The sequence below is a fragment of the Embleya sp. NPDC059237 genome (assembly GCF_042754105.1).
GTDB lineage: Bacteria > Actinomycetota > Actinomycetes > Streptomycetales > Streptomycetaceae > Embleya.
This window is the reverse complement of the sequence record NZ_JBHZAE010000021.1, coordinates 154758-173177: the sequence shown is the minus strand read 5'-3', so window position 1 is coordinate 173177 and position 18420 is coordinate 154758. Positions and strand designations below refer to the sequence as shown.

The 18420-nt window shown below is 71.8% G+C and carries 17 protein-coding genes and 1 pseudogene; 6 read left to right on the top strand and 12 right to left on the bottom strand.

Features of this window, described 5'->3' with window-relative positions; genetic code table 11:
* Window positions 1-44: 44 nt before the first annotated feature.
* From ACFXKZ_RS43795 to ACFXKZ_RS43785, 3 genes are all read right to left on the bottom strand, one after another.
* Entirely contained in the window at window positions 45-773 is a 729-nt protein-coding gene (locus tag ACFXKZ_RS43795) for a helix-turn-helix domain-containing protein (RefSeq protein WP_380010881.1), read from the bottom strand.
* Window positions 774-992: 219 nt separating this feature from the next.
* Window positions 993-1670 (bottom strand): NADPH-dependent F420 reductase, encoded by a 678-nt coding sequence (locus ACFXKZ_RS43790; RefSeq protein ID WP_380010878.1) that lies wholly within the window; start codon window positions 1668-1670, stop codon window positions 993-995.
* A 378-nt stretch (window positions 1671-2048) separates the two neighbouring features.
* Window positions 2049-3107 carry a GlxA family transcriptional regulator gene (locus tag ACFXKZ_RS43785; protein ID WP_380010875.1) on the bottom strand — a complete coding sequence of 353 codons (1059 nt, stop codon included), beginning with the start codon at window positions 3105-3107 and terminating at the stop codon, window positions 2049-2051.
* A gap of 117 nt (window positions 3108-3224) precedes the next feature.
* Between ACFXKZ_RS43785 and ACFXKZ_RS43780 the strand changes: the two genes are divergently transcribed.
* On the top strand, window positions 3225-4163 hold the full coding sequence (locus ACFXKZ_RS43780; RefSeq protein ID WP_380010996.1) for an NADP-dependent oxidoreductase: 939 nt from the start codon (window positions 3225-3227) through the stop codon (window positions 4161-4163).
* Window positions 4164-4591: 428 nt separating this feature from the next.
* Here ACFXKZ_RS43780 and ACFXKZ_RS43775 read toward each other — a convergent pair whose 3' ends face one another.
* Window positions 4592-5509 (bottom strand): alcohol dehydrogenase catalytic domain-containing protein, encoded by a 918-nt coding sequence (locus ACFXKZ_RS43775; protein ID WP_380010872.1) that lies wholly within the window; start codon window positions 5507-5509, stop codon window positions 4592-4594.
* Window positions 5510-5630: 121 nt separating this feature from the next.
* On the opposite strand from ACFXKZ_RS43775, the gene ACFXKZ_RS43770 reads away from it, so the two are divergent.
* On the top strand, window positions 5631-6104 hold the full coding sequence (locus tag ACFXKZ_RS43770) for a winged helix-turn-helix transcriptional regulator (RefSeq protein WP_380010869.1): 474 nt from the start codon (window positions 5631-5633) through the stop codon (window positions 6102-6104).
* Here the strand turns inward: ACFXKZ_RS43770 and ACFXKZ_RS43765 are convergent.
* The 4 genes and pseudogenes from ACFXKZ_RS43765 to ACFXKZ_RS43750 all read right to left on the bottom strand — a co-directional run bounded on the left by ACFXKZ_RS43765 (window position 6060) and on the right by ACFXKZ_RS43750 (window position 8951).
* A pseudogene (locus tag ACFXKZ_RS43765) lies at window positions 6060-6733 on the bottom strand (hypothetical protein). The gene ACFXKZ_RS43770 and the pseudogene ACFXKZ_RS43765 overlap by 45 nt on opposite strands.
* Complete coding sequence (locus ACFXKZ_RS43760) at window positions 6730-7374, bottom strand: ankyrin repeat domain-containing protein (protein WP_380010866.1); 645 nt, start codon at window positions 7372-7374, stop codon at window positions 6730-6732. The pseudogene ACFXKZ_RS43765 and the gene ACFXKZ_RS43760 overlap by 4 nt, the downstream one beginning before the upstream one ends.
* Before the next feature lie 202 nt (window positions 7375-7576).
* Window positions 7577-7906, bottom strand: a complete 330-nt coding sequence (locus tag ACFXKZ_RS43755; protein ID WP_380010863.1) for a hypothetical protein — start codon at window positions 7904-7906, stop codon at window positions 7577-7579.
* 178 nt (window positions 7907-8084) lie between these two features.
* On the bottom strand, window positions 8085-8951 hold the full coding sequence (locus ACFXKZ_RS43750) for a FadR/GntR family transcriptional regulator (RefSeq protein WP_380010860.1): 867 nt from the start codon (window positions 8949-8951) through the stop codon (window positions 8085-8087).
* Between the two features lie 163 nt (window positions 8952-9114).
* Between ACFXKZ_RS43750 and ACFXKZ_RS43745 the strand changes: the two genes are divergently transcribed.
* Together ACFXKZ_RS43745 and ACFXKZ_RS43740 are read left to right on the top strand one after the other, a co-directional pair.
* Window positions 9115-9954 (top strand): fumarylacetoacetate hydrolase family protein, encoded by an 840-nt coding sequence (locus ACFXKZ_RS43745; RefSeq protein ID WP_380010857.1) that lies wholly within the window; start codon window positions 9115-9117, stop codon window positions 9952-9954.
* A 32-nt stretch (window positions 9955-9986) separates the two neighbouring features.
* Window positions 9987-10913 (top strand): VOC family protein, encoded by a 927-nt coding sequence (locus ACFXKZ_RS43740; RefSeq protein ID WP_380010854.1) that lies wholly within the window; start codon window positions 9987-9989, stop codon window positions 10911-10913.
* A 171-nt stretch (window positions 10914-11084) separates the two neighbouring features.
* On the opposite strand, the gene ACFXKZ_RS43735 is transcribed toward ACFXKZ_RS43740, so the two are convergent.
* On the bottom strand, window positions 11085-11954 hold the full coding sequence (locus ACFXKZ_RS43735) for a LysR family transcriptional regulator (protein ID WP_380010851.1): 870 nt from the start codon (window positions 11952-11954) through the stop codon (window positions 11085-11087).
* A gap of 70 nt (window positions 11955-12024) precedes the next feature.
* Between ACFXKZ_RS43735 and ACFXKZ_RS43730 the strand changes: the two genes are divergently transcribed.
* Window positions 12025-12927 carry a PhzF family phenazine biosynthesis protein gene (locus ACFXKZ_RS43730; protein ID WP_380010848.1) on the top strand — a complete coding sequence of 301 codons (903 nt, stop codon included), beginning with the start codon at window positions 12025-12027 and terminating at the stop codon, window positions 12925-12927.
* The gene (locus ACFXKZ_RS43725) at window positions 12924-13973 is read left to right on the top strand and encodes an ornithine cyclodeaminase family protein (RefSeq protein ID WP_380010845.1); all 1050 of its coding nucleotides are present in this window, start codon (window positions 12924-12926) and stop codon (window positions 13971-13973) included. Before ACFXKZ_RS43730 ends, ACFXKZ_RS43725 begins: the two co-directional genes overlap by 4 nt.
* A gap of 437 nt (window positions 13974-14410) precedes the next feature.
* On the opposite strand, the gene ACFXKZ_RS43720 is transcribed toward ACFXKZ_RS43725, so the two are convergent.
* The 3 genes from ACFXKZ_RS43720 to ACFXKZ_RS43710 all read right to left on the bottom strand — a co-directional run bounded on the left by ACFXKZ_RS43720 (window position 14411) and on the right by ACFXKZ_RS43710 (window position 18258).
* Window positions 14411-14689 carry a hypothetical protein gene (locus ACFXKZ_RS43720; RefSeq protein WP_380010842.1) on the bottom strand — a complete coding sequence of 93 codons (279 nt, stop codon included), beginning with the start codon at window positions 14687-14689 and terminating at the stop codon, window positions 14411-14413.
* A 233-nt stretch (window positions 14690-14922) separates the two neighbouring features.
* Window positions 14923-15606, bottom strand: a complete 684-nt coding sequence (locus tag ACFXKZ_RS43715) for a hypothetical protein (RefSeq protein WP_380010839.1) — start codon at window positions 15604-15606, stop codon at window positions 14923-14925.
* Between the two features lie 87 nt (window positions 15607-15693).
* Entirely contained in the window at window positions 15694-18258 is a 2565-nt protein-coding gene (locus ACFXKZ_RS43710; RefSeq protein WP_380010836.1) for an ABC transporter permease, read from the bottom strand.
* Window positions 18259-18420: the final 162 nt, after the last annotated feature.

Below are 18420 nucleotides of genomic sequence, written 5' to 3'. Positions count from 1 at the left end.
CTTGAACATTTGGGATCGGCCGCGGTCTCCGGCCCGGCGGAAAGTCAACCGGACGCGGTCGCCCCGCCGGAGGACCGGTGGTGGGCGGACGGTTTCCTCGCGGACGGGCCTTCGGCGCGCAGCCACTCGGTGGGTGTGTACCCGGCCATGGCCCGCCACTCCCGGGAGAGATGCGCCTGATCGGCAAACCCCGACGCGGCGGCCACGTCCGCCAGACCGGCCCCTGCGGTGCCGACGGCCGCGAGCCGGCGGCGGACGGTTTCGAAGCGGACCAGACGCTGGTACTCCTTCGGCGTCACCCCGCACTCGGCACGAACCCTGGTGCTCAGGTGCCGCCTGGAACATCCGAGTCGGCGAGCGGCCTCGTCCACCCGGGCGGTGCGGGCCAGGGCTGTGAGCATGGCACGCAGTTCGCGGGCGTTGTCGCGCGCACCGTGCCGGGCCAGGCCGGCCAGCAGGGACCGTTCGACCAGCGCGCGACGTTGCGGCCAGGTCCGGCAGGCCGCCAGCCGCTCCGGGAGATCCGCGAGCGCGGGAACGATGTCGGCAAGGTCGACCACGTGTCCGGCCAGGGCGGACGCAGGCAGCCCCAGCAACGCCCTGGCACCCAGGGGATCGAGCGTGACGAACACACCACGGGTGCAGCCTCGCTGTCGCAACTCGGCCGCATCCAAGTGCAGGCCGGCCACCACCGCGCGGTGGCGGCTGCGCGAGGCCGGACGCGCGACCCACCCGACCTCGAGAAAGTCGTCCTCGGGAATGGTGATCGACACGGTGGACGAAGGCAGCCCACGATGAACGCCCCCCGAGCCCGCCCCGAGATCGTACGCATCCAACGTCGCCACAAACGCCCCCGGGGAGGCCCCTTGCCCGATCACCAACCCAGTCTCCCACGGGGCGACCGGGTTTCGGCGTGACCGGGGGCGTCGGGCCGGGTGGGCCGGCGCCCCCGGCGACGGTGGTGGTCGGTTACCCGTTGCGCCTGACCCGGGTCATGCGTGGGTCGAGGCCGGGTCGGCGGTGGGGGCGATGGCGACCGCGATGTTGAAGTCGACCGGGCCCAGGACCCCGTACAGGCGTAGCCACAGAGGCATCAGGAGTTCCGTCGCGCGGGCACTGGACAGGTCGCCGAGGTCGATGATCTGGGCGGGGGTCCAGCCGAAGGAGCCCAGCAGGGTCGCCACTTCGGCTTTGGCGGCCTCGTCGTCGCCGCTGAGGAATACGTTGTGGTGGCCGGGTACGAGACCGGGCTCGACCATGACCGTGTTGTTCATCGTGTTGAGGGTCTTGACGACCCGGGTTTCGGGGAACGCCTTTTGCAGGTGCTCGGCGAGGCTGCCGCCGTCCGGGGTGAAGACCTTGGGCGGGAACCCCTCGGAGAAGTCGAGTGCGTTGGATACGTCGACGAGGATCTTGCCGCGCAGATTGTCGGCCCCCGCCGCCTCCAGCACGGCCTCCGACACCAGGCCGCCGGTCGCGTTCACCACGAGTTCGCCGGCGCCGGCCGCGTCGGCGAAGGTGCCGTGTGCGCCGCCGTTGTCCGCCGCCCACTGCCTGGCCTCGGCGTTGTCCGCCGTCCTGGAGCCGAGCGTGACCTGATGACCCAGTGACGCGAGCTTGCCGGCGAGCCGTCGTCCGACCTCGCCCGTGCCCAGTACGCCGATCCTCATGTGCTGTTCCCTCTCATACCAAAACGCCGAGCAACCACGGCAGCAGACGGTGCGGTGGTCGGCCGGTTTCGTTCGACCGATTGATCCATGCGACCGTAGATCGCGACCGCCCGGGGCGGAAGTACGCACTATTCGGTACCTCGACCGGCCGGATCCCGCACCCCGCCCACCGATGTCGTATGAGCCACTCCCCGCTTCGAGGCCCCGGCCACACACCCGGCCCCTGCTCATCTCGTCCACGTGCTCGTCAGCGTGAATCCCACCAGCGCACGGAGGCGTCGGTCGGCGTCTCAGGGCTCTCGACACCCGCTCACCCGGATGGCCGCCGCTTCGGTGACTCCCTCGGAGGGCCGGAGCGGCGCCGCTGCGGGGGAGAAGTCAGGTTCGGAAGGTTCGGCGGTATGTGCCTGGGGAGACGCCGATTGCGGTGTGTAGGTGTTGGCGTAGGGAGACGTCGGTGCCGAAGCCGGCGCGTTCGGCGATGCGGGATACCGGTAGGTCGCTGGTTTCCAGCAACTCCCGGGCCAGGTCCACGCGTTGCCGGGTGAGCCATTGGCCGGGGCTTTGGCCCACCTCGGCTCGGAAGCGGCGGGTGAAGGTGCGGCGGCTCATGCCCGCGTGTCGGGCGAGGTCTTCCAGCGACAGCGGTTCGTGCAGCCGTTCCAGGGCCCAGGCCCGGGTGGCGGATGTGCCGGTGTCGGCGGTCGGGGGTACGGGGCGTTCGACGTATTGCGCCTGGCCGCCCTCGCGCTGTGGTGGCACCACGCAGCGGCGCGCGACCAGGTTGGCGACCGCGCTGCCGTGGTCGACCCGGATCAGATGCATGAGCAGGTCGATCCCGGAGGCTGCGCCCGCCGAGGTCAGGACCCGGCCGGCGTCCACGTAGAGCACGTCGGAGGTCACGCTGACCTGCGGATACAGGTGGCCCAGGCGCTCCGCGTGCCGCCAGTGCGTGGTTGCCGGGTGGCCGTCGAGCAGGCCCGCGGCGGCCAGTACGTAGGTGGCGATGCAGATCGAGACGATGCGGGCGTCGGGCGGGATCAGGCGCAGCGCACGGGCCAGTGGCGCGGGTATCGCGGCGCCGTCGACGATCTCCGCGAATCGTTCGGACGCCGGGATGACCACCGTGCCCGCGCTCGCGAGCACCGCGGCGTCGTGTTCGACGGTGATCGCGAAGTCCGCCGCGGTGCGCACGGGGCGCCCGTCGATCGAGCAGGTCACGACGTCGTACAGCGGCCGGTTCGCGGCGTCCGTCGCGGCGCCGAACAGGCGCGCGGCGAGACTCAGCTCGAACGGGATCACGCCGTCGACGGCCAGCACCACGACGCGGTGTGGAACCGGCGCGGGCTCGTCCGAGACCGGCGCGGGGATGCACGAGAACGGCTCGGAGTCCGACCCGAGCGCAACGGAAGTGGGCGATGCACCGACGATGGCCATGGCCCGATCATTGCATATGATGACCTTCGGGCCACTGTTTTGCCTGGTCGCATCGCGGACATGCTGGGTCCCATGACAAGCACGGATGCCACCACCGCACAGGAAGCAAAGAGCACCATGAAGGCGATGAGCCAGGACGTGTACGGCGGGCCCGACGTCGTTCACGAGATCGAATCCCCCCGGCCGGTGCCGGGCCCCTCCGAGATCCTGGTGCGGGTACACGCGGCCGGCATGAACCCGACGGACTGGAAGCACCGCCGATTCGCCGGCTTCCTGGGCCGGCTTCCGCTGGTGCTGGGCTGGGACGTCTCGGGCACCGTCGAGGCGATCGGCATCGGGGTGACGCTGCACGAGCCGGGCGACGAGGTGTTCGGCATGCTGCCGTACCCGTCCGGGGCCGGGGCCTTCGCCGAGTACGTCGTGGCCCCCGCGCGGGCGATGGCCGCCAAGCCGAAAAGCCTCGACCACGCGCAGGCCGCGGCCGTGCCGCTGGCCGCGCTCACCGCGTGGCAGGCCCTCGTCGACACCGCCGGGGTGCGGCCCGGTCAGCGGGTGCTGGTGCACGCGGCCGCCGGCGGGGTGGGCCATTTCGCGGTACAGATCGCCAAGGCGCGCGGCGCCCACGTCATCGGGACGGCGAGCGCCGCCAAGCACGACGTGGTCCGCTCGCTCGGCGCCGACGAGATGATCGACTACCGGACCCGGGACTTCACCACGATCGAACCCGTCGACATCGTGCTGGACGCCCTCGGCGGCGACACCGCCGCGCGGTCGCTGAGCGTACTCGCGCCGGGCGGACAACTCGTGTCGATCGCCCTGACCCAACTGCCCGACGACCTGGCCGACCGGGCGACACGCGCCGCGGCGGGTGTCCGGGTACGGCCGATGCTCGTCGAAGCCGACCAGGAAGGGATGCGCGCGATCGCCGCCATGATCGACGCCGGATCGCTGCGCCCCGTCGTGGAGGCCGTGTTCCCCCTCGCCGAGGCCGCCAAGGGCCACATGTTGGGTGACACGGGACGGGTGACCGGCAAGGTCGTCCTGACCGTGCCGTAGCACCGATCAGGCCGCCGGATCGCCCGCCCCGACCACTGCGAGCGATCCGGCCCGCGCTGCGGCCGAGGCGGCGGACGCCGAGTACAAGCCGCTGCAACTGCGCGTGGCGGCCGAGTGCGGGCTGAGTGTCCCGCGTACGTTGATCACGAACAACCCCGCCGCGGCACGGCTCCAGGAGCTCGAACATGCGACGGGCGATGTGAGTCATGGCCCACATCATGCCCGCGATCACCCCGCACGGAGCGGAACGCGCCGCCGAATCGGCTCCCGGGAGCGGCATGGGTTGCCCCGACCGGCCAAGGAGGGCAGGCGCGTTGGAGGTGTGACACGACGACGGAGTCGTATTCGCCGATGTCGTGGCCGGCCAAGGCCAAGGGTCGGCCGGCGCCGGTGATCGCGGGCGGGTGGTGCGCTCGGCGCCGGGCCGGTCAGGGGCGGATGACGTAGCGGCCCCGGAGGCCGCTCTCGGCCGTGGCCCGGTGTGCCTCGGCGGCCCGTTCCAGCGGGACGACGGCGTGGACGCGGGTCGGGAGTTCGCCGGCGGCGGCGCGGGTGAGGAGGTCGGCGAGACGGGTGGGGTCGGAGGCGGTGAACACGGAGGCGACCGAGATTCCGCGCTCGGTGGCGGGTTCGAGGCCGGGCCGCAGGCCGACGTACGCGCCGCCGTCGCGGACCAACGCGAGGGCCTGGTCGTTGAGTTGCGCCGGGTCGACGACCGCGTCCCATTCCGGCTCGGCGTGTGTGGTGAAGTCGGCGCCGAGGCCGCGGACGAACTCCTCGTCGCCGGTACGGGCGAGCCCGGTCACCTGCCAACCGCGTTCCCGGGCGAGGACCGCGACGTTCGCCCCGACCGCCCCTGCCGCGCCGGTCACCAGCAGGCGGCCGGCGCCGGCGGGCGCGTCGCCGAGCAGGTCGACGGCATGCGCGGCGGCCGACCCGTTGAGGGGGACCGTGGCCGCGGCGACCAGGTCCAGTTCGTCGGGGACCCGGGCAACGTCGGCCGCCGCGACCACGATCTGCTCGGCGTAGGTGCCGTAGTCGCGGTCGAAGCCGACCACCAGGCCGGCCACCCGGGTGCCGACGGCCAGGTCCACCCCCGACCCGACCGCGTCCACGACGCCGGCGAACTCCCAGCCCAGTCCGGTGTGTTCGGGCTGCTTGACCAGTCCGATCGTGTGGAAGAAGCCGGCCGCGACACCGAGGTCGGTGGGGTTGACCGTCGCCGCGGCGACGGCGACGCGGACGTGGCCGGGACCGGGCTCGGCGACGGGCACGTCGATGATCTCGATCGAGTCGGGCCCGTTCGGGACGCGGACGACGGCGGTGCGGAAAGTGGCGGCATTCATGGCGTTGTTCCCTTGCGGAGGGGTGATCGTTTACGAGCTCCATGCTGGTTTCGTTAACCTCTTGGCGGAAGCAGGCACTCGAAAGTGCCTATGCCCCCCTCGGGTGAGGAAGGTGCGATCGATGTCGACCCGGACGGCGGCCCAGCGACGGGCCGAGGAGAAGGCGAGCTACAACGCGTTCATGGCGGGCTGCCCCAGCCGCCAACTGCTCGACCGGATCTCCGACAAGTGGGTCGCGTTGATCCTCGCGGCGCTCGGCAGCGACGGCCCGCACCGTCCCGGGGTCGACCACGGAGACGGCCCTCGGTCGATGCGCTTCTCCGAACTGTCCCGCCGACTCGCGGGCGCCAGCCAGAAGATGCTCACCCAGACCCTGCGCTCCCTGGAGGTCGACGGGTTGGTCACGCGTACGGTCACACCCACGGTGCCGGTCACCGTCACCTACGAACTGACCGACCTCGGCTTGTCCCTGAACCGCGTCATGGTCGACCTCAAGCACTGGGCCGAAGCGCACATGGGCGACGTACTGGCCCACCGAGAGGCTCGGGCGTCACGGGAGCACGGCGATGGCGAGCGGGAGTCGGCCCACGGGTAGGCGTGTGGTGGTGCCGGTGGTGGTGTCGACCAGGGTGAGGCCATTCCACCTGCCGTCGCGCGTGAAGCCGCCGGAGACGTAGGCCGTGCGGCCGTCGGGCGAGAGGGTGACGCTCTCGTGGGGCCCGTCGAGGGGGACGACGTGTTCGGCTCCGTCGGGGGCGCGGATGGTGAGCGACGGGCCGGCGTCGACGTCGGAGTCGATCGGCCGGTGGCGGAGACGTCGACGTCGAAGGGGCGGCGGCGGACCGGAACGACCCGGGTGACGGCGCGGGTTGCGGTGTCGACGACTTCCGGCGCGCCGTCGTCGCCGGGCACGTTGACGCCGACGTGGATCCGGGTGCCGTCGGGGGCGACCACGAGCCCGTACGGCGCGGTGCCGACCCGGACCGAGCCGAGGTCGGCGGCGCGGCCGGTGCGGGAGGGGTCGACGAAGGTGACGGTGTCGGCGCCGAAGTCGGTGACGAGCAGGGTCGTCGCGGGCGAACCCGGAGCGGCCGGGGCCGAGGCGGCGGAGGTCGCGGCAGGTGCCGGAGCCCGGGCGGGCGTGGATCCACCACAGCCGGCGAGCAGGACGGCGGCCGGCACGCCGAGTACGCCGGCCCGAGCGGCGCGGTCCCGGGCGGTCACGCCCCGTCCCGGCGCGAGTCGTCGATGCGTTGCTCCGCGGCCCGCAGAGCGGCGGCGATCTCCCGAAAGCCGCGACGCTCGGCATGGGCCCGGGCGGTGACGCCGTCGCCGTCCGGCAGCAGCGGATCGGCGCCGTGGGCGAGCAGGACGTCCACCACCTCACGATGGGCCGGCCCACCGTCGCCGAGGATGACGGCCTCCAGCAGGGCGGTCCAGCCGAGGTCGTTGACATGGTCGACGTCGATGGCGGTCTCGGCGAGCACGGCGCGGACGTATCCGACGTGCCCACGCTCGGCGGCGGGGATCACCGACACCCCGCCGAACCGGTTCCGAAGCGTGACGTCCGGCCCGCCCACCAGCAGCGCGCGCATCATCGCCACGCTGCCGGTGACCCCCGTGACCAGCCACGGGCTGTCCAGTCGATCGTCGCGGGCATCGACGTCCGCCCCGGCCTCGACCAACACCTCGGCAACGGCCACGTGATCGGCGAGGGCGGCGCACAACAGCGCCGTGCGACCGCGGTCGTCCCGCGCCGCCGGATCGGCGCCCGCGGCGAGCGCGGCACGCACACCGTCGAGATCACCGCGGCCGGCGGCATCCGACAGGGCGTGGTCGGCCGGGGACAGGGGACGTTCGGTCATGACGGGCTCCTCCACGGGGCAGCATGGCGTCTCCCATCCTGCGCCCGTCCCCCCGACCCGCCGTCGGCGCCTCGGCCGATCCCCCGGCGACGGTCGGTCGACACCGAAGTCATCCGATCGGCCGACGCGCCCTCTCACACCGTCGGGTCACGCCGATACCCACCACCCACGGGTACGGCGCTCCCCGACGATCCAACGGCAATCACGGCGGAAACTCGGTGAACTTCACACTGTGATACTCGGGCAATGTGCCGTTGGTGCCGGGGTTGAAGAATCCGAAGATCCCGCCGGTGCAGTTGTTCGCGAAGTACACATTGGCCACTCGGTCGGTTTGGTTGGAGATCGGGCCTCCGCCGTTTCCCAGGGGAATGCACACGTCGTTCACGGGATTGGTCAGGATGCGCTCGATGTCTCCGGGTTGTTGCCGGTAGAAGAAGTTGCCGGTGGCCGCGTGAGCGGTCCCCGGTGGTACGGCCAGAGCGAGCAGGGCCGCAGCGGCGGGCGCATAAAACGTGATGGCATGCAGGCGCATGACAAAACCTCCGGTGAGGAATGGGCTCAAAGTCGGTCGACAATGGACTCATGTCCTACCCAATAGGGCGAAATCGAACACCCGGCCGGCAAAGTTCCACCAGGCCGAAACTCGTCAAGCCAATGGCGCCCGGTCTCGAGGTCGGCCGGTAAGTCCGAATCCGTGGCGGAGGACGGGCTCAGGGCCGCCGGTGCGAGGTCGAACTCCCCTCGGGGGGCGCCGCATACGCGGGAGTGGTGTCGTGGGTGGTGTTGTGTTCGTGGATGAGCCGAAGGGCCTCGTCGCGGTCGCGTCGGTCCAGGGCGTCCACCAGGTCGCGGTGCAGTGCGTGGCGGTCGGCGATGTACTCGCCCAGGGGTTGATCGCCGGTCGGCAGTACCGACAGGGTGTGTGTCTCGATCAGTTCCAACAGGTGCGTGTACAGCGAACCGAGCAAGGCATTCGGGCTGATCGCGGCGATCGCGGCGTGCAGGCGCCAGTTGGCGTGTACGAACGCGACCGGGTCGGCGTCGCCCACGGCGCTCTCCATGGTGGTGATGTGCGGGCGCAGTGCGGCGATCTCGGCGGGGGAGGCGTACCAGAGTGCGTCCTCGATGAGCAGCGGGTCCAGTGCGTTGCGGATGCGCACCGCCTCGGCGACGTCGTTCTGCTGCGCGTCGAGTGCCAGGACCGAGTTGCCGAGACGGACCATGGGAGACTGCTCGGCGCTGAAGAGCCCCCCGCCCGGGCCGGGTTTCACATTGACCAGACCCCGGGCCTGGAGGAGCCGCAGGGCCTCGTTGAAGGTGCCCACGGACACCTCGCAGAGAGTGCGCAGTTCCTCCTTCGTGCCGAGCCGGGAACCGGGGGGCGCGGTCTCGATCAACTCCGTGACCTGCTGCGCCGCCCGTTCGGCGCGCCCCGAGCCCGCCGGTCGGGGAGATCTCCCGGTGCTTCGAGCGCCCGCCGAGCCGCCGCCCGGGCGCGGGCCGGCCGCGGTGGGGCTGTCACGAGAGGCGGCTCCCGGCCTCCTGGTCGGCGCGAGGCTGTCCGGATCGACTGGCACGTCCACTCCCTCTGTATCGGACCGCTGTATTCACCATGTTCATTCTGCCTCAGCTCTTGACGCTGTGGCTCTCGCCGCCGCAAAATCTGAATAATCATCATGCTTAATTATTGGGTGAGGCGCGCGAGTGACCCGCCCCACCCATTCCTCCGGGAGATCCGTCATGCGCATCGCCAACCTCTCCGGCCGGCTGGCCCTGATCGTCGACGGCAAGGCCGTCGACGTCGAACGGAGCAGCAACGGCCGCTTCTCCGCCGACCCCCAGGCCGTCTACGAGCGGTGGGAGGAGTTTTGTACCTGGGCCGCCGGCGACCTTCCCGCCGGCGTGGCGTTCGAGCACGGCGAACTGGGCGCGCCGGCCCCGGCGCCGCGGCAGACGTTGGCGATCGGCCTGAACTACCGGGACCACGCCGCCGAGTCGGGGTTCACCGTGCCCGAGCAACTCCCGCCGGTCTTCACCAAGTTCGCCACCAGCATCAGCGGACCCGTCACCGAGGTGAAGTTGCCGGCAAACGGCCACACCGACTGGGAGGTCGAACTGGTCGCGGTCATCGGACGTCGTGCTCACGGTGTCCGCGAGGAGGACGCCTGGAGCCACGTCGCCGGGCTGACGGTCGGCCAGGACATCTCCGAACGGGTGATCCAACTGGCGGGCCCGGCACCGCAGTTCAGCCTCGGCAAGTCGTATCCCGGGTTCGCGCCCATGGGACCGTGGCTGGTGACACCGGACGAGTTCGACAATCCCGACGACCTCGAACTGCGTTGCGCGATCAACGGGGAACAGGTCCAGAAGGGCCGCACCCGTGACCTGATCTTCTCCGTGCCCACACTTGTCGCCCGTCTCTCCGCCGTGCTGCCGCTCCTGCCGGGCGACGTGATCTTCACCGGCACCCCCGCGGGCGTCGGCCTCGGCCGGAACCCGCAGCGCTGGTTGGCCGCGGGCGACGAACTCGTCAGCACCATCGAAGGCATCGGCGAACTGCGCCAGACCTTCGTGGCCTGAGACCGGGCGTCGACCGACAAGGGAGTCCTCTTGTGGCACTGCACCGACTGACCTCCATCACCATGGGGGTCCCCAATGTCACCGAGACCGCCGCCTACTACGCGGACTTCGGCCTGACCCCGGACGGAGACGGCTGGTTCACCACCCAGGACGCCGGGCGTCAGCTCAGGATCGTGCACGCGCCGACCCGCCGTCTGGTGGAGGTCAGGGTCGGCGTCGACACCCCCGACGACCTGGCGGCGAGCGCGTCCCGCCTGAAGCGGCTCGGCGTCGACTGCCACATCGCAGACGGGGCACTGACCGCATACGACACGCCCACGGCCGTGCGCGCCGTCCTGGAAATCGCCCCACGCCCGACGCAGGAACCGGTCGCGCCCACCGCCTACAACGGTCCCGGCCGCGTCGAGCGCACGGGCTCCCGCGCACCCGGCGTCCTGCGTACCGAACCGGTCCGCCCCCGCAAGCTCGGACACGCCGTCGTCGGCACCACCGACCTCGACGCCACCACCGCCTTCTTCCGTGACGGGCTCGGCTTCAAGGCATCGGACTACATCAAGGACCACGGGGCGTTCCTGCGCTGTTCCACCGACCACCACAACATCCTGGTCCTGGCCGCGCCGGTGGCGTTCCTGCACCATTCCTCGTGGCAGGTCGACGACATCGACGAGGTCGGCCGCGGCGCCGCCGCCATGCTGGAGGACCACCCCGAGCGCCACGTCTGGGGCCTGGGCCGCCACCACGCCGGGTCGAACTTCTTCTGGTATCTCAAGGACCCGGCGGGCAACTTCAGCGAGTACTACTCCGACATGGACTGCGTGGTCGACGACCAACTGTGGACACCGGAGGTCCTGGAGGGAGCCAAGGGCCTGTTCAACTGGGGCCCGCCACCCCCGCCTTCCTTCCTGGCCCCCGAGGACCTGGCCGCATTGATGACCGGCATCCACGCCGAATCGAGGTAGCCCCCGCGACCGGGAGGAGGTTACCCGCCCACCGCCCTCGCCCTGGTGCGCCCCGACTGGCATCTCGCCTGGACCGCGACCCGCGACGAACCGGTGAACCTCGCGAGATCCTGCGCCGCGCCGTCGGCCATCCCTGACGGCCGGGACCGGTTCGACATGGCCGGAAGCGGTTCACTCGGCGACGGCCACCAGACGGCGCAGGATGCGTTCCAGGGCGACGAGGGACCGATCGGTGTCCGTGTCGGCCCGCCGGGAGATGGCGATCTCGACCGTCGGCGCGGGTGGGAGGTTGTGCTGTTCGCCGAGCCGCACGGCGCCCGAGGGCAGGTTCTCCGCCATCAGCGCGCCGACTCCGATCCCGGCGGAGATCGCCGCCTGTACGGCGTACAGACTGGTGCTCTGGAAGGCGATCCGCCAGCGGCGGCCGTGCCTGCTCAGCGTGTCCAGTGCCGGCTGCCGCCATTGACACGGCTGGGAGAACAGCGCCAGTGGCAGCGGATCGGTCCGTGGATCGAAGCCGGGAGCGCAGGTCCAGACCAGCGGCACCCGACGCTGCCAGCGCAGCTCGGCCTCGCCCATGACGCTCGGGTCGCCGAACACGAGGTCCAGTCCGCCGCGTTCGGCATGCCGGCGCAGCTCCCTCGCCGGGCCGATGAGCACTTCGAGGTCGATGCGCGGGTAGAGCATGGCGAAGTCGGCGAGTGCGGTGGGCAGCGTGGTGATCGCGAGGTCTTCCAGGAAGCCGACGGTGCGTCGACCGGTGGGTGTCGCGCCACGATGCCCGACCGATGCGCGAGCCTCCTCGTGGAGCGCGAGGATACGTTCGGCATAGGCCAGGAGCGACTCACCGGCTTCGGTGAGTCGCACGCCGCGCGTGTCTCGAATCATGAGGTGTTTGCCGGCGGCTCGCTCCAAGCGCTGGATCCGCTGACTGATCGCCGGCTGACTCGACTCCAGGGCGACGGCGGCCCGGGTGAGACTGCCCGCCCGCACCGCCGCGGCGAAGGCCCGCAGGTCGGAGATCTGAAGATCGTTGCCCATAACGATCGATTATGTCGAACACATCGATATTGCCGTTCCCCATGATCGGAGTCGTACCTAGGCTGACCACATGGCATCCTCTTTCGTCGATTACCACCATGTGGACGTATTTGCCGAACAGCCCTACACGGGCAACAGTCTCGCCGTCTTCGTCGATCCGCCCCCGCTGTCGGCGGACCGGATGCTCCGGATCACCCAGGAGCTTCGACACTTCGAGTCGATCTTCGTGACCCGAGTGGGCGACGTGCACCACGCGCGCGTGTTCGACCTGATGGAGGAACTCGGTTTCGCCGGGCACCCGGTCATCGGTGCCGCGGCGGTGCTCCACCTGGGCGCCCCGGTCGGCCCGGGCACAGAACTCCTGTGGACGTTCGTACTGCCCGCCCGGACCGTACGGGTCAACACCCGAGGCGACGACACGGGCAGGGTGTTCGCCCTGCTCGACCAGGGCCGTCCCGAACTGGTCACCGATCAACACGCCATCGACCGGGCGGCGGTCGCCCGCTCGCTGGGTCTGAGCAAGGACGACCTCCGGGCGGACCTGCCGACGGAGGTGCACTCCACCGGCCTGCGCTACCTGATCGTGCCGGTGCGCGACGCCGAGGTACTGGGCAGGGCGCGGATCGACATCCCGGACTTCGACGCGTTCATCGCCGTGTTCGGGGCCGAGTTCGTCTATGTGCTCGACGTCGACTCCCTCCAGGGCAGGCACTGGAACAACGACGGCGTCCAGGAGGATGTCGCGACCGGAAGCGCCGCGGGCTGCGTGGCCGCGTATCTGCTGCGCCACGGGCACGCCGTCGACGGTCGTCGACTGACCCTGGAGCAGGGACGATTCGTGGGGCGGCCCAGCGCCATCACGATCACCGCGTACGGTCGGCCGGACGACGTCGAGCGGGTGACCGTCGGCGGCACGGTGACCCCGGTGGGCACCGGCACGCTGTGCACCCTGCCGGCGGAGGGGCGACGGTGATCGCGGCGGGCGCAGTCGAGACCGCCGCCGGCGCGGCGCCGAGCCCCGAGGTGTTCACCGCCGCGTCCATCCGGAACGCCGTCGGGATCGCGGACCTGCTCCAACCGATGACCAGGGCCTTCATCGACGTCAGCCGGGGCCTGGGCGAGGCGCCGATCTCGGTATTCGCGCCGGCGGGGGAGGAGGGCGACGTACACGTCAAGTCGGCCTGGCTGCCCGGGCGTTCGGTCTTCACCGTGAAGGTCGCCGCCTGGTTCGCCGCCCGGGCGACAGGCGGTCGTTCGGGAAACAGCGGATACCTCGCCGTCCACGACGCGGCCACCGGTGACCTGGTCGCGTTGCTGCTCGACGAGCATTACCTCACCGATATCCGCACCGCCGCGGCCGGTGCCGTGGCGACCCGGACGTTGGCCGGGCCGGACGCGACAGTGCTGACCGTCCTTGGCACCGGAACGCAGGCCCGCCTCCAGGTTCTCGCCACCCGCATGGTCAGGCCCCTCGACACGGTCATCGTGTGGGGCCGTGACCGCGACGCGGCACGGGCACTGCGCGCCGCGCTGGAAGACGACGCGCCCGGACTCGCCGTGTCGGTGGCGGAGGACCCCGAACGGGCCGTACGCGCCGCCGACGTCATCGTGACCGCGACCGGCAGCAGGCGTGCCATCGTCGAGGGCTCCTGGTTGAGGCCGGGCCAACACATCACCGCGATCGGCTCGGACGACCTCACCAAGGCCGAACTGGACCCGGTCTGCTTCCGGCGCGCCGACCTGATCGCCGTCGACAGCCGCGCGCACGCGCCACGATTCGCGGGCGACCTGGCCGCCGCCATCGCCGAAGGCGCGATCTCCGAGGCCGACATCCACGCGGAGATCGGCGAACTCCTGTCGGCCAGGCACGTCGGTCGGGAAAACCGCGAGCAGATCACCATCGCCAAGCTCATCGGACTCGGGGCCCAAGACCTCGTGGCGGCGGAGACCACCCTCGACCTGCTGCGCAACGTGTCCCGATCGGCCGCCCTTCCGTCCGTCCCCGACCCGGCCGCCTGATCCGACCCGGCGAGCGGCAGCACGACCGCCCCGAACACACCATCGAACCCATCACGGCCACCGCCGCTGTACCGCCCCGCCGGCGTCGAACTCGGCGACGGACCGCGAACGAGCCTCCACCGCACGGGTGTTGGCATGGCTCGCGGAGCGCGCCGGGTGTCTCGTGGCGCTGTTCGACCGGGCCGGACGGGTCGTCCGGATCGCGGAGGGGAACGGCGCCGCGCTGGAATCGCGACGTGGGGCCGGTCGACCGGTCGACGTCCCCCGTTTGTCGTGATCGGTGGCTCGCGCTCCGCGCCCGGTTCAGCAGACGATGCCTGTTCGGCGCTGGTGAAACCGGGAACCCGGTGCCGTCCCCGCCGCGTGCGGTGGCGGTGGGGACGGCGTTCGAGTGGGCGGTGGCACGTCCCGGGCGCGGGCCCTGAGGGATTCGAGGGCTACTTCACCCACAGTTCGTAGTTCTCGAACTGGCCCCCGCCGGTGCACTGGTAGCTCGACCAGCGATGGGCGTTGATCCCCTGGTTGCCGGTGTCGTTGCACGCACTGGCCCAGTAGTAGTCGGTGATGTAGGTGTAGCCGGGGCTGGCCGGCGGGTGGCACGGGTGGGTGCAGGCGACCGTTGCGGGGGCGGCCTGGGCGGGAGCCGCACCCAGCACGGTGCCGGTGAGGATGGCGCCACCGGTGGCGAGCCCGAGTACGAAGTTGCGGAGACGCATGACGATGTCCCTTCGAAGCACGATGTGTGGACATCCCGTACACGGTCGGTGACGGCTATGGGTATGACCCAAAATATGTGACCTGCGTCACATAGGCGCGAATGCCCTTATCGGCCGCCCCCGGCTCACGGTGGCCGTGGATTGCGGCGTCCACCTCGTGCTCGCCCTCGGTACGGCCGGGTGGTTGCCGGGGCGCCGGGACGTCTGACCGATGCGCCATCCGAGGCCGGCGCTCACGATGCCCGCAGGATGCTCGCGTCGCCGGACCGCGTGTGCACGTTCACGTGATACGGCGCGGCGGCGTCCCGCGGGACCTCGACCTGGACCGCGCCGCGGTCGCTGGTCGCGTCGACCACGTATCCGACGTCGGCCGGCAGCCGGACGCGGGCGGTGTCGCCGTCGGCGTCGACGCGGGCCGGCGGGCTCGCGAAGGACAGGTCGAGCGCGTCCTCGTCGGCCTTCGCGGTGACGGTGCCTGCGGTCAGCTCCTTGCCCTCGATCGAACCACCGGTGGTGTGCGCGGACACGTCGCCGGACAACCCGACGAGGGTGATGCGGCCCGACGACGTCACCGCCTCGACCGCGACCCCCTGGGGAACGGCCACCTCGTACGACACCTGGGCCCCGTCGCGGACGGTCTGCCGCAGGGTCAACGTCGCGTCCGTCAGGGTGTGTTCGGTGACGGGTTCGGCCGAACCGAAGCGCTTGGTCTCGGTGACCACGACGCTCGCGGACTCGGTCCGGCCGACCCGGACGTCGCCTGCCGCGCCGGCGACGACCACGCTGCGGACGGGGCCGCCGACCTCGTAGTGGGCGGTGCGGGTGGTGGTGTGGTTCGGCGAGCCGGACGTACCGCAGGCCACGAGCACGAGGCACGCGCAGGCCGGGCAGGCGAGGCGAAGTCGTCGGTGCAGCACGGTGGTTCCTCCCTATCGAGAATCTTTTCCCGGTGAATCGATCTCTTCGGACTTCCTGCGATCGGGCCCGCCCCCGGACCGGGTCGCCTACTCCGTCGCGATCGCGGTCAGCACCGCCGTACCGGCCGCCCGACGAGCCGGCAGCACCGCGGCGAGCACGCCCACCACGCCGGCCCCCGCGACCAGGGCGGCCAGGGTTGCCCACGGCACCGCCAGTACCTCCAGGCCCCGGTCCGCGAGTCCGCGCTGCGCCACGACGCCCCAGCCGACCCCGAGCAGCAGGCCGAGCAGCGTGCCGTACACCGACAGCGCCAACGACTCGGCGCGGACCATCCGCCGGATCTGTCCGCGTGACGTGCCGAGCGCGCGCAACAGCCCGATTTCCCGGGTGCGTTCGACAACCGAGAGGGTGAGCGTATTGACCACGCCCAGCGCGGCGATCAACACGGCCAGACCGAGCAGTGCGTAGACCAGGTCGAGCACGCCGTCGATCCCGCCGCGAACGAGCCGCTTGTATTCGTCGCGGTCCCGTGCCGACGCCTGTGGGAACGGCGCGAGCGCGGTCCTCAGCGCGGCCTTGAGCTTCGCGCGGTCGGTGCCCGGCGCGCCGTCGACGAAGATCATCGAATCCTGCGCACCCGGAGCGAGCGCGGTGAGCGTCTCCAGGGCCACCAGCGGCGCGTCCCGGCGGCCGATGGACTGCCCGGCGGGATCGGGTTCGCGCAACGCGGCCACGGTCACCGTCAGTTCCGTCCCCGTCGGGCCGCGCAGGAGCACGGCGCTGCCGATCGACAGGTGGAAGTCGCGGGCGTATCCGGCGCCCAGGCTGATCGTGCCCGGCGCCGGCGCGGGTGCCGGCGCTCCCGACGCCGAGCGCCGGTGCAGTACCGACGGGAGTTCGGGATCCGCGCCCTGCACCCACCCGTGGTCGGCGCGCCCGTCGGCGAGCACCTCGATCCGGGCCTCGCGCAGCCGAACCACCCGACCCACGCCCGGCGCGCGCCGGACCGCGTCGGATACCTCGGTGGTCAACGGCGCACCGCTCTTGTCGCTCCGCACGGTGATGTCGCCACCCAGCGTGCGATCGATCCGCGCGTCCATCGAACCGCTCGCGGACGCGGCGACCACCGCCGTCGCCGCGACCACCGCGACGCCGATGGTCAGCGCGGCGGCGGTGGCCCCGGTCCGCCGCGGGTCGCGCATCAGGTTGCCGCGCCCCAGCCGCCCGACCGCCCCGGAGCGCACCAGGACCCGCGCGATCGGCGGGAGCACGGTACGGACCAGGGTCGGCCCCAGCACCACGAAGGCGACCAGGCTGAGCACGATGCCCACGATCGCCAACGGTCCGCCGGCCACCGCCGCCGCCATCCCGAGGGTGACCAGGACCGCACCGACCACGGCGCGCCGCCGGGCCGGCCGACCCGACCCCGACCCCGCTCCGACGGCGGTGTCGCGCAACGCCGCCATCGGCGGGACCCGGCTCGCCCGTGCCGCGGGCACCGCCGCGGCGAGCAGCGTGCCGAGCACGCCGACCAGCAGGGCGGCAACCGGAGTACGCACCGTGATCACGAGCGGTCCGTCCGCCGGACCCACCCCCACGCCGCCGATCGCGCCCCGGAGCCCGGCGGCCAGGCCGATGCCCGCGGCCAACCCCAGGACCGACGCGATCGACGCCAACAGCAGCGCCTCGACGTACACCGAGCGGCGCACCTGGGCACGGCTCGCGCCCAACGCCCGCAGCAAACCGCACTCGCGGGTTCGGCGGGCCACCAGCATCGAGAACGTGTTGACGATCAGGAAGCCGGCCACGAGCAGCGAGACCCCGCCGAAGCCGAGCATGGCGGACCGCACGAACTCGACGCCGGAGGCGGTCTCCGCCGTCTCCGCGTCCGCGACTTGGGCCCGAGTACGCACCACGGCATCCGTACCGAGCCCCGGCGCCCGCTCGATCCGCCCGGCCAACTCGTCGTCGGTCACGCCCGCCCCCGCGTCCACCCGTACCGACGTCACGACGCCGGGGACGCCCAGCAGGCGCGTGCTCGCGACGGCCGTGTCCAGGAAAACCGACGTGTGCCCGGGGTCGACGGTGCGATACGCGACGATGCCGACCACCGCCGCCTCGAAGCTCCCCGGGACGGCGACGACCCGTACCCGATCGCCGAGGCGCACGTGCGCGCGCCGGGCCGAGTCGGCGTCCATGAGGAGCTCGCTCGGACCGTGCGGTTCCCGACCCTGGGCCAGGCGTACCGGTGAGCGCGCGTCGGGGGACCAGTCGGCGGCGGTCGTGGGTCCGCCCGCCGCGCCCTCGACCCGGCGGTTGCCGGCGGCCACCAGCGCGACGTTGTCCACCGTGATCGCGGCGCGTGCGTCGCGCACGCCCGGCACGCGGCGCACCAGCTCGACCACGTCGACCGGCAGCGTCGGCGGCCCGCCCGGGGCGGCGCTGCGCAGGCCGGCCGCGCTGTCCGGGGTCGGCGCCTGCACCGTCACGTCGGCCGCGCCGGCCGCCGAAAACTCGGCTGCGGCCCGGGTCACCGTGTCGGCGAGGACGAGCGTACCGGCGACGAACGCCACCGACAGCAGCACGGCCAGGCCGGACAGCACCATGCGCCCGCGCTGCGCGAGGAACCCGCGCAGGGTTGCCTTCAGCATGGCCTCAGCCCCGTCCGGTGCGGACCGAGGGCGATCCGGCCGGCGGCCGGGCGGGTGGCGGGTCGAGCGTTCGGTGGGTCATGGGTGTCCTCGCTCGGATGCCGTCCGACGGGATCGGACGGGACGGGATGGGGTGCGGGTGGATCGGGTGTGGGAGGTGTG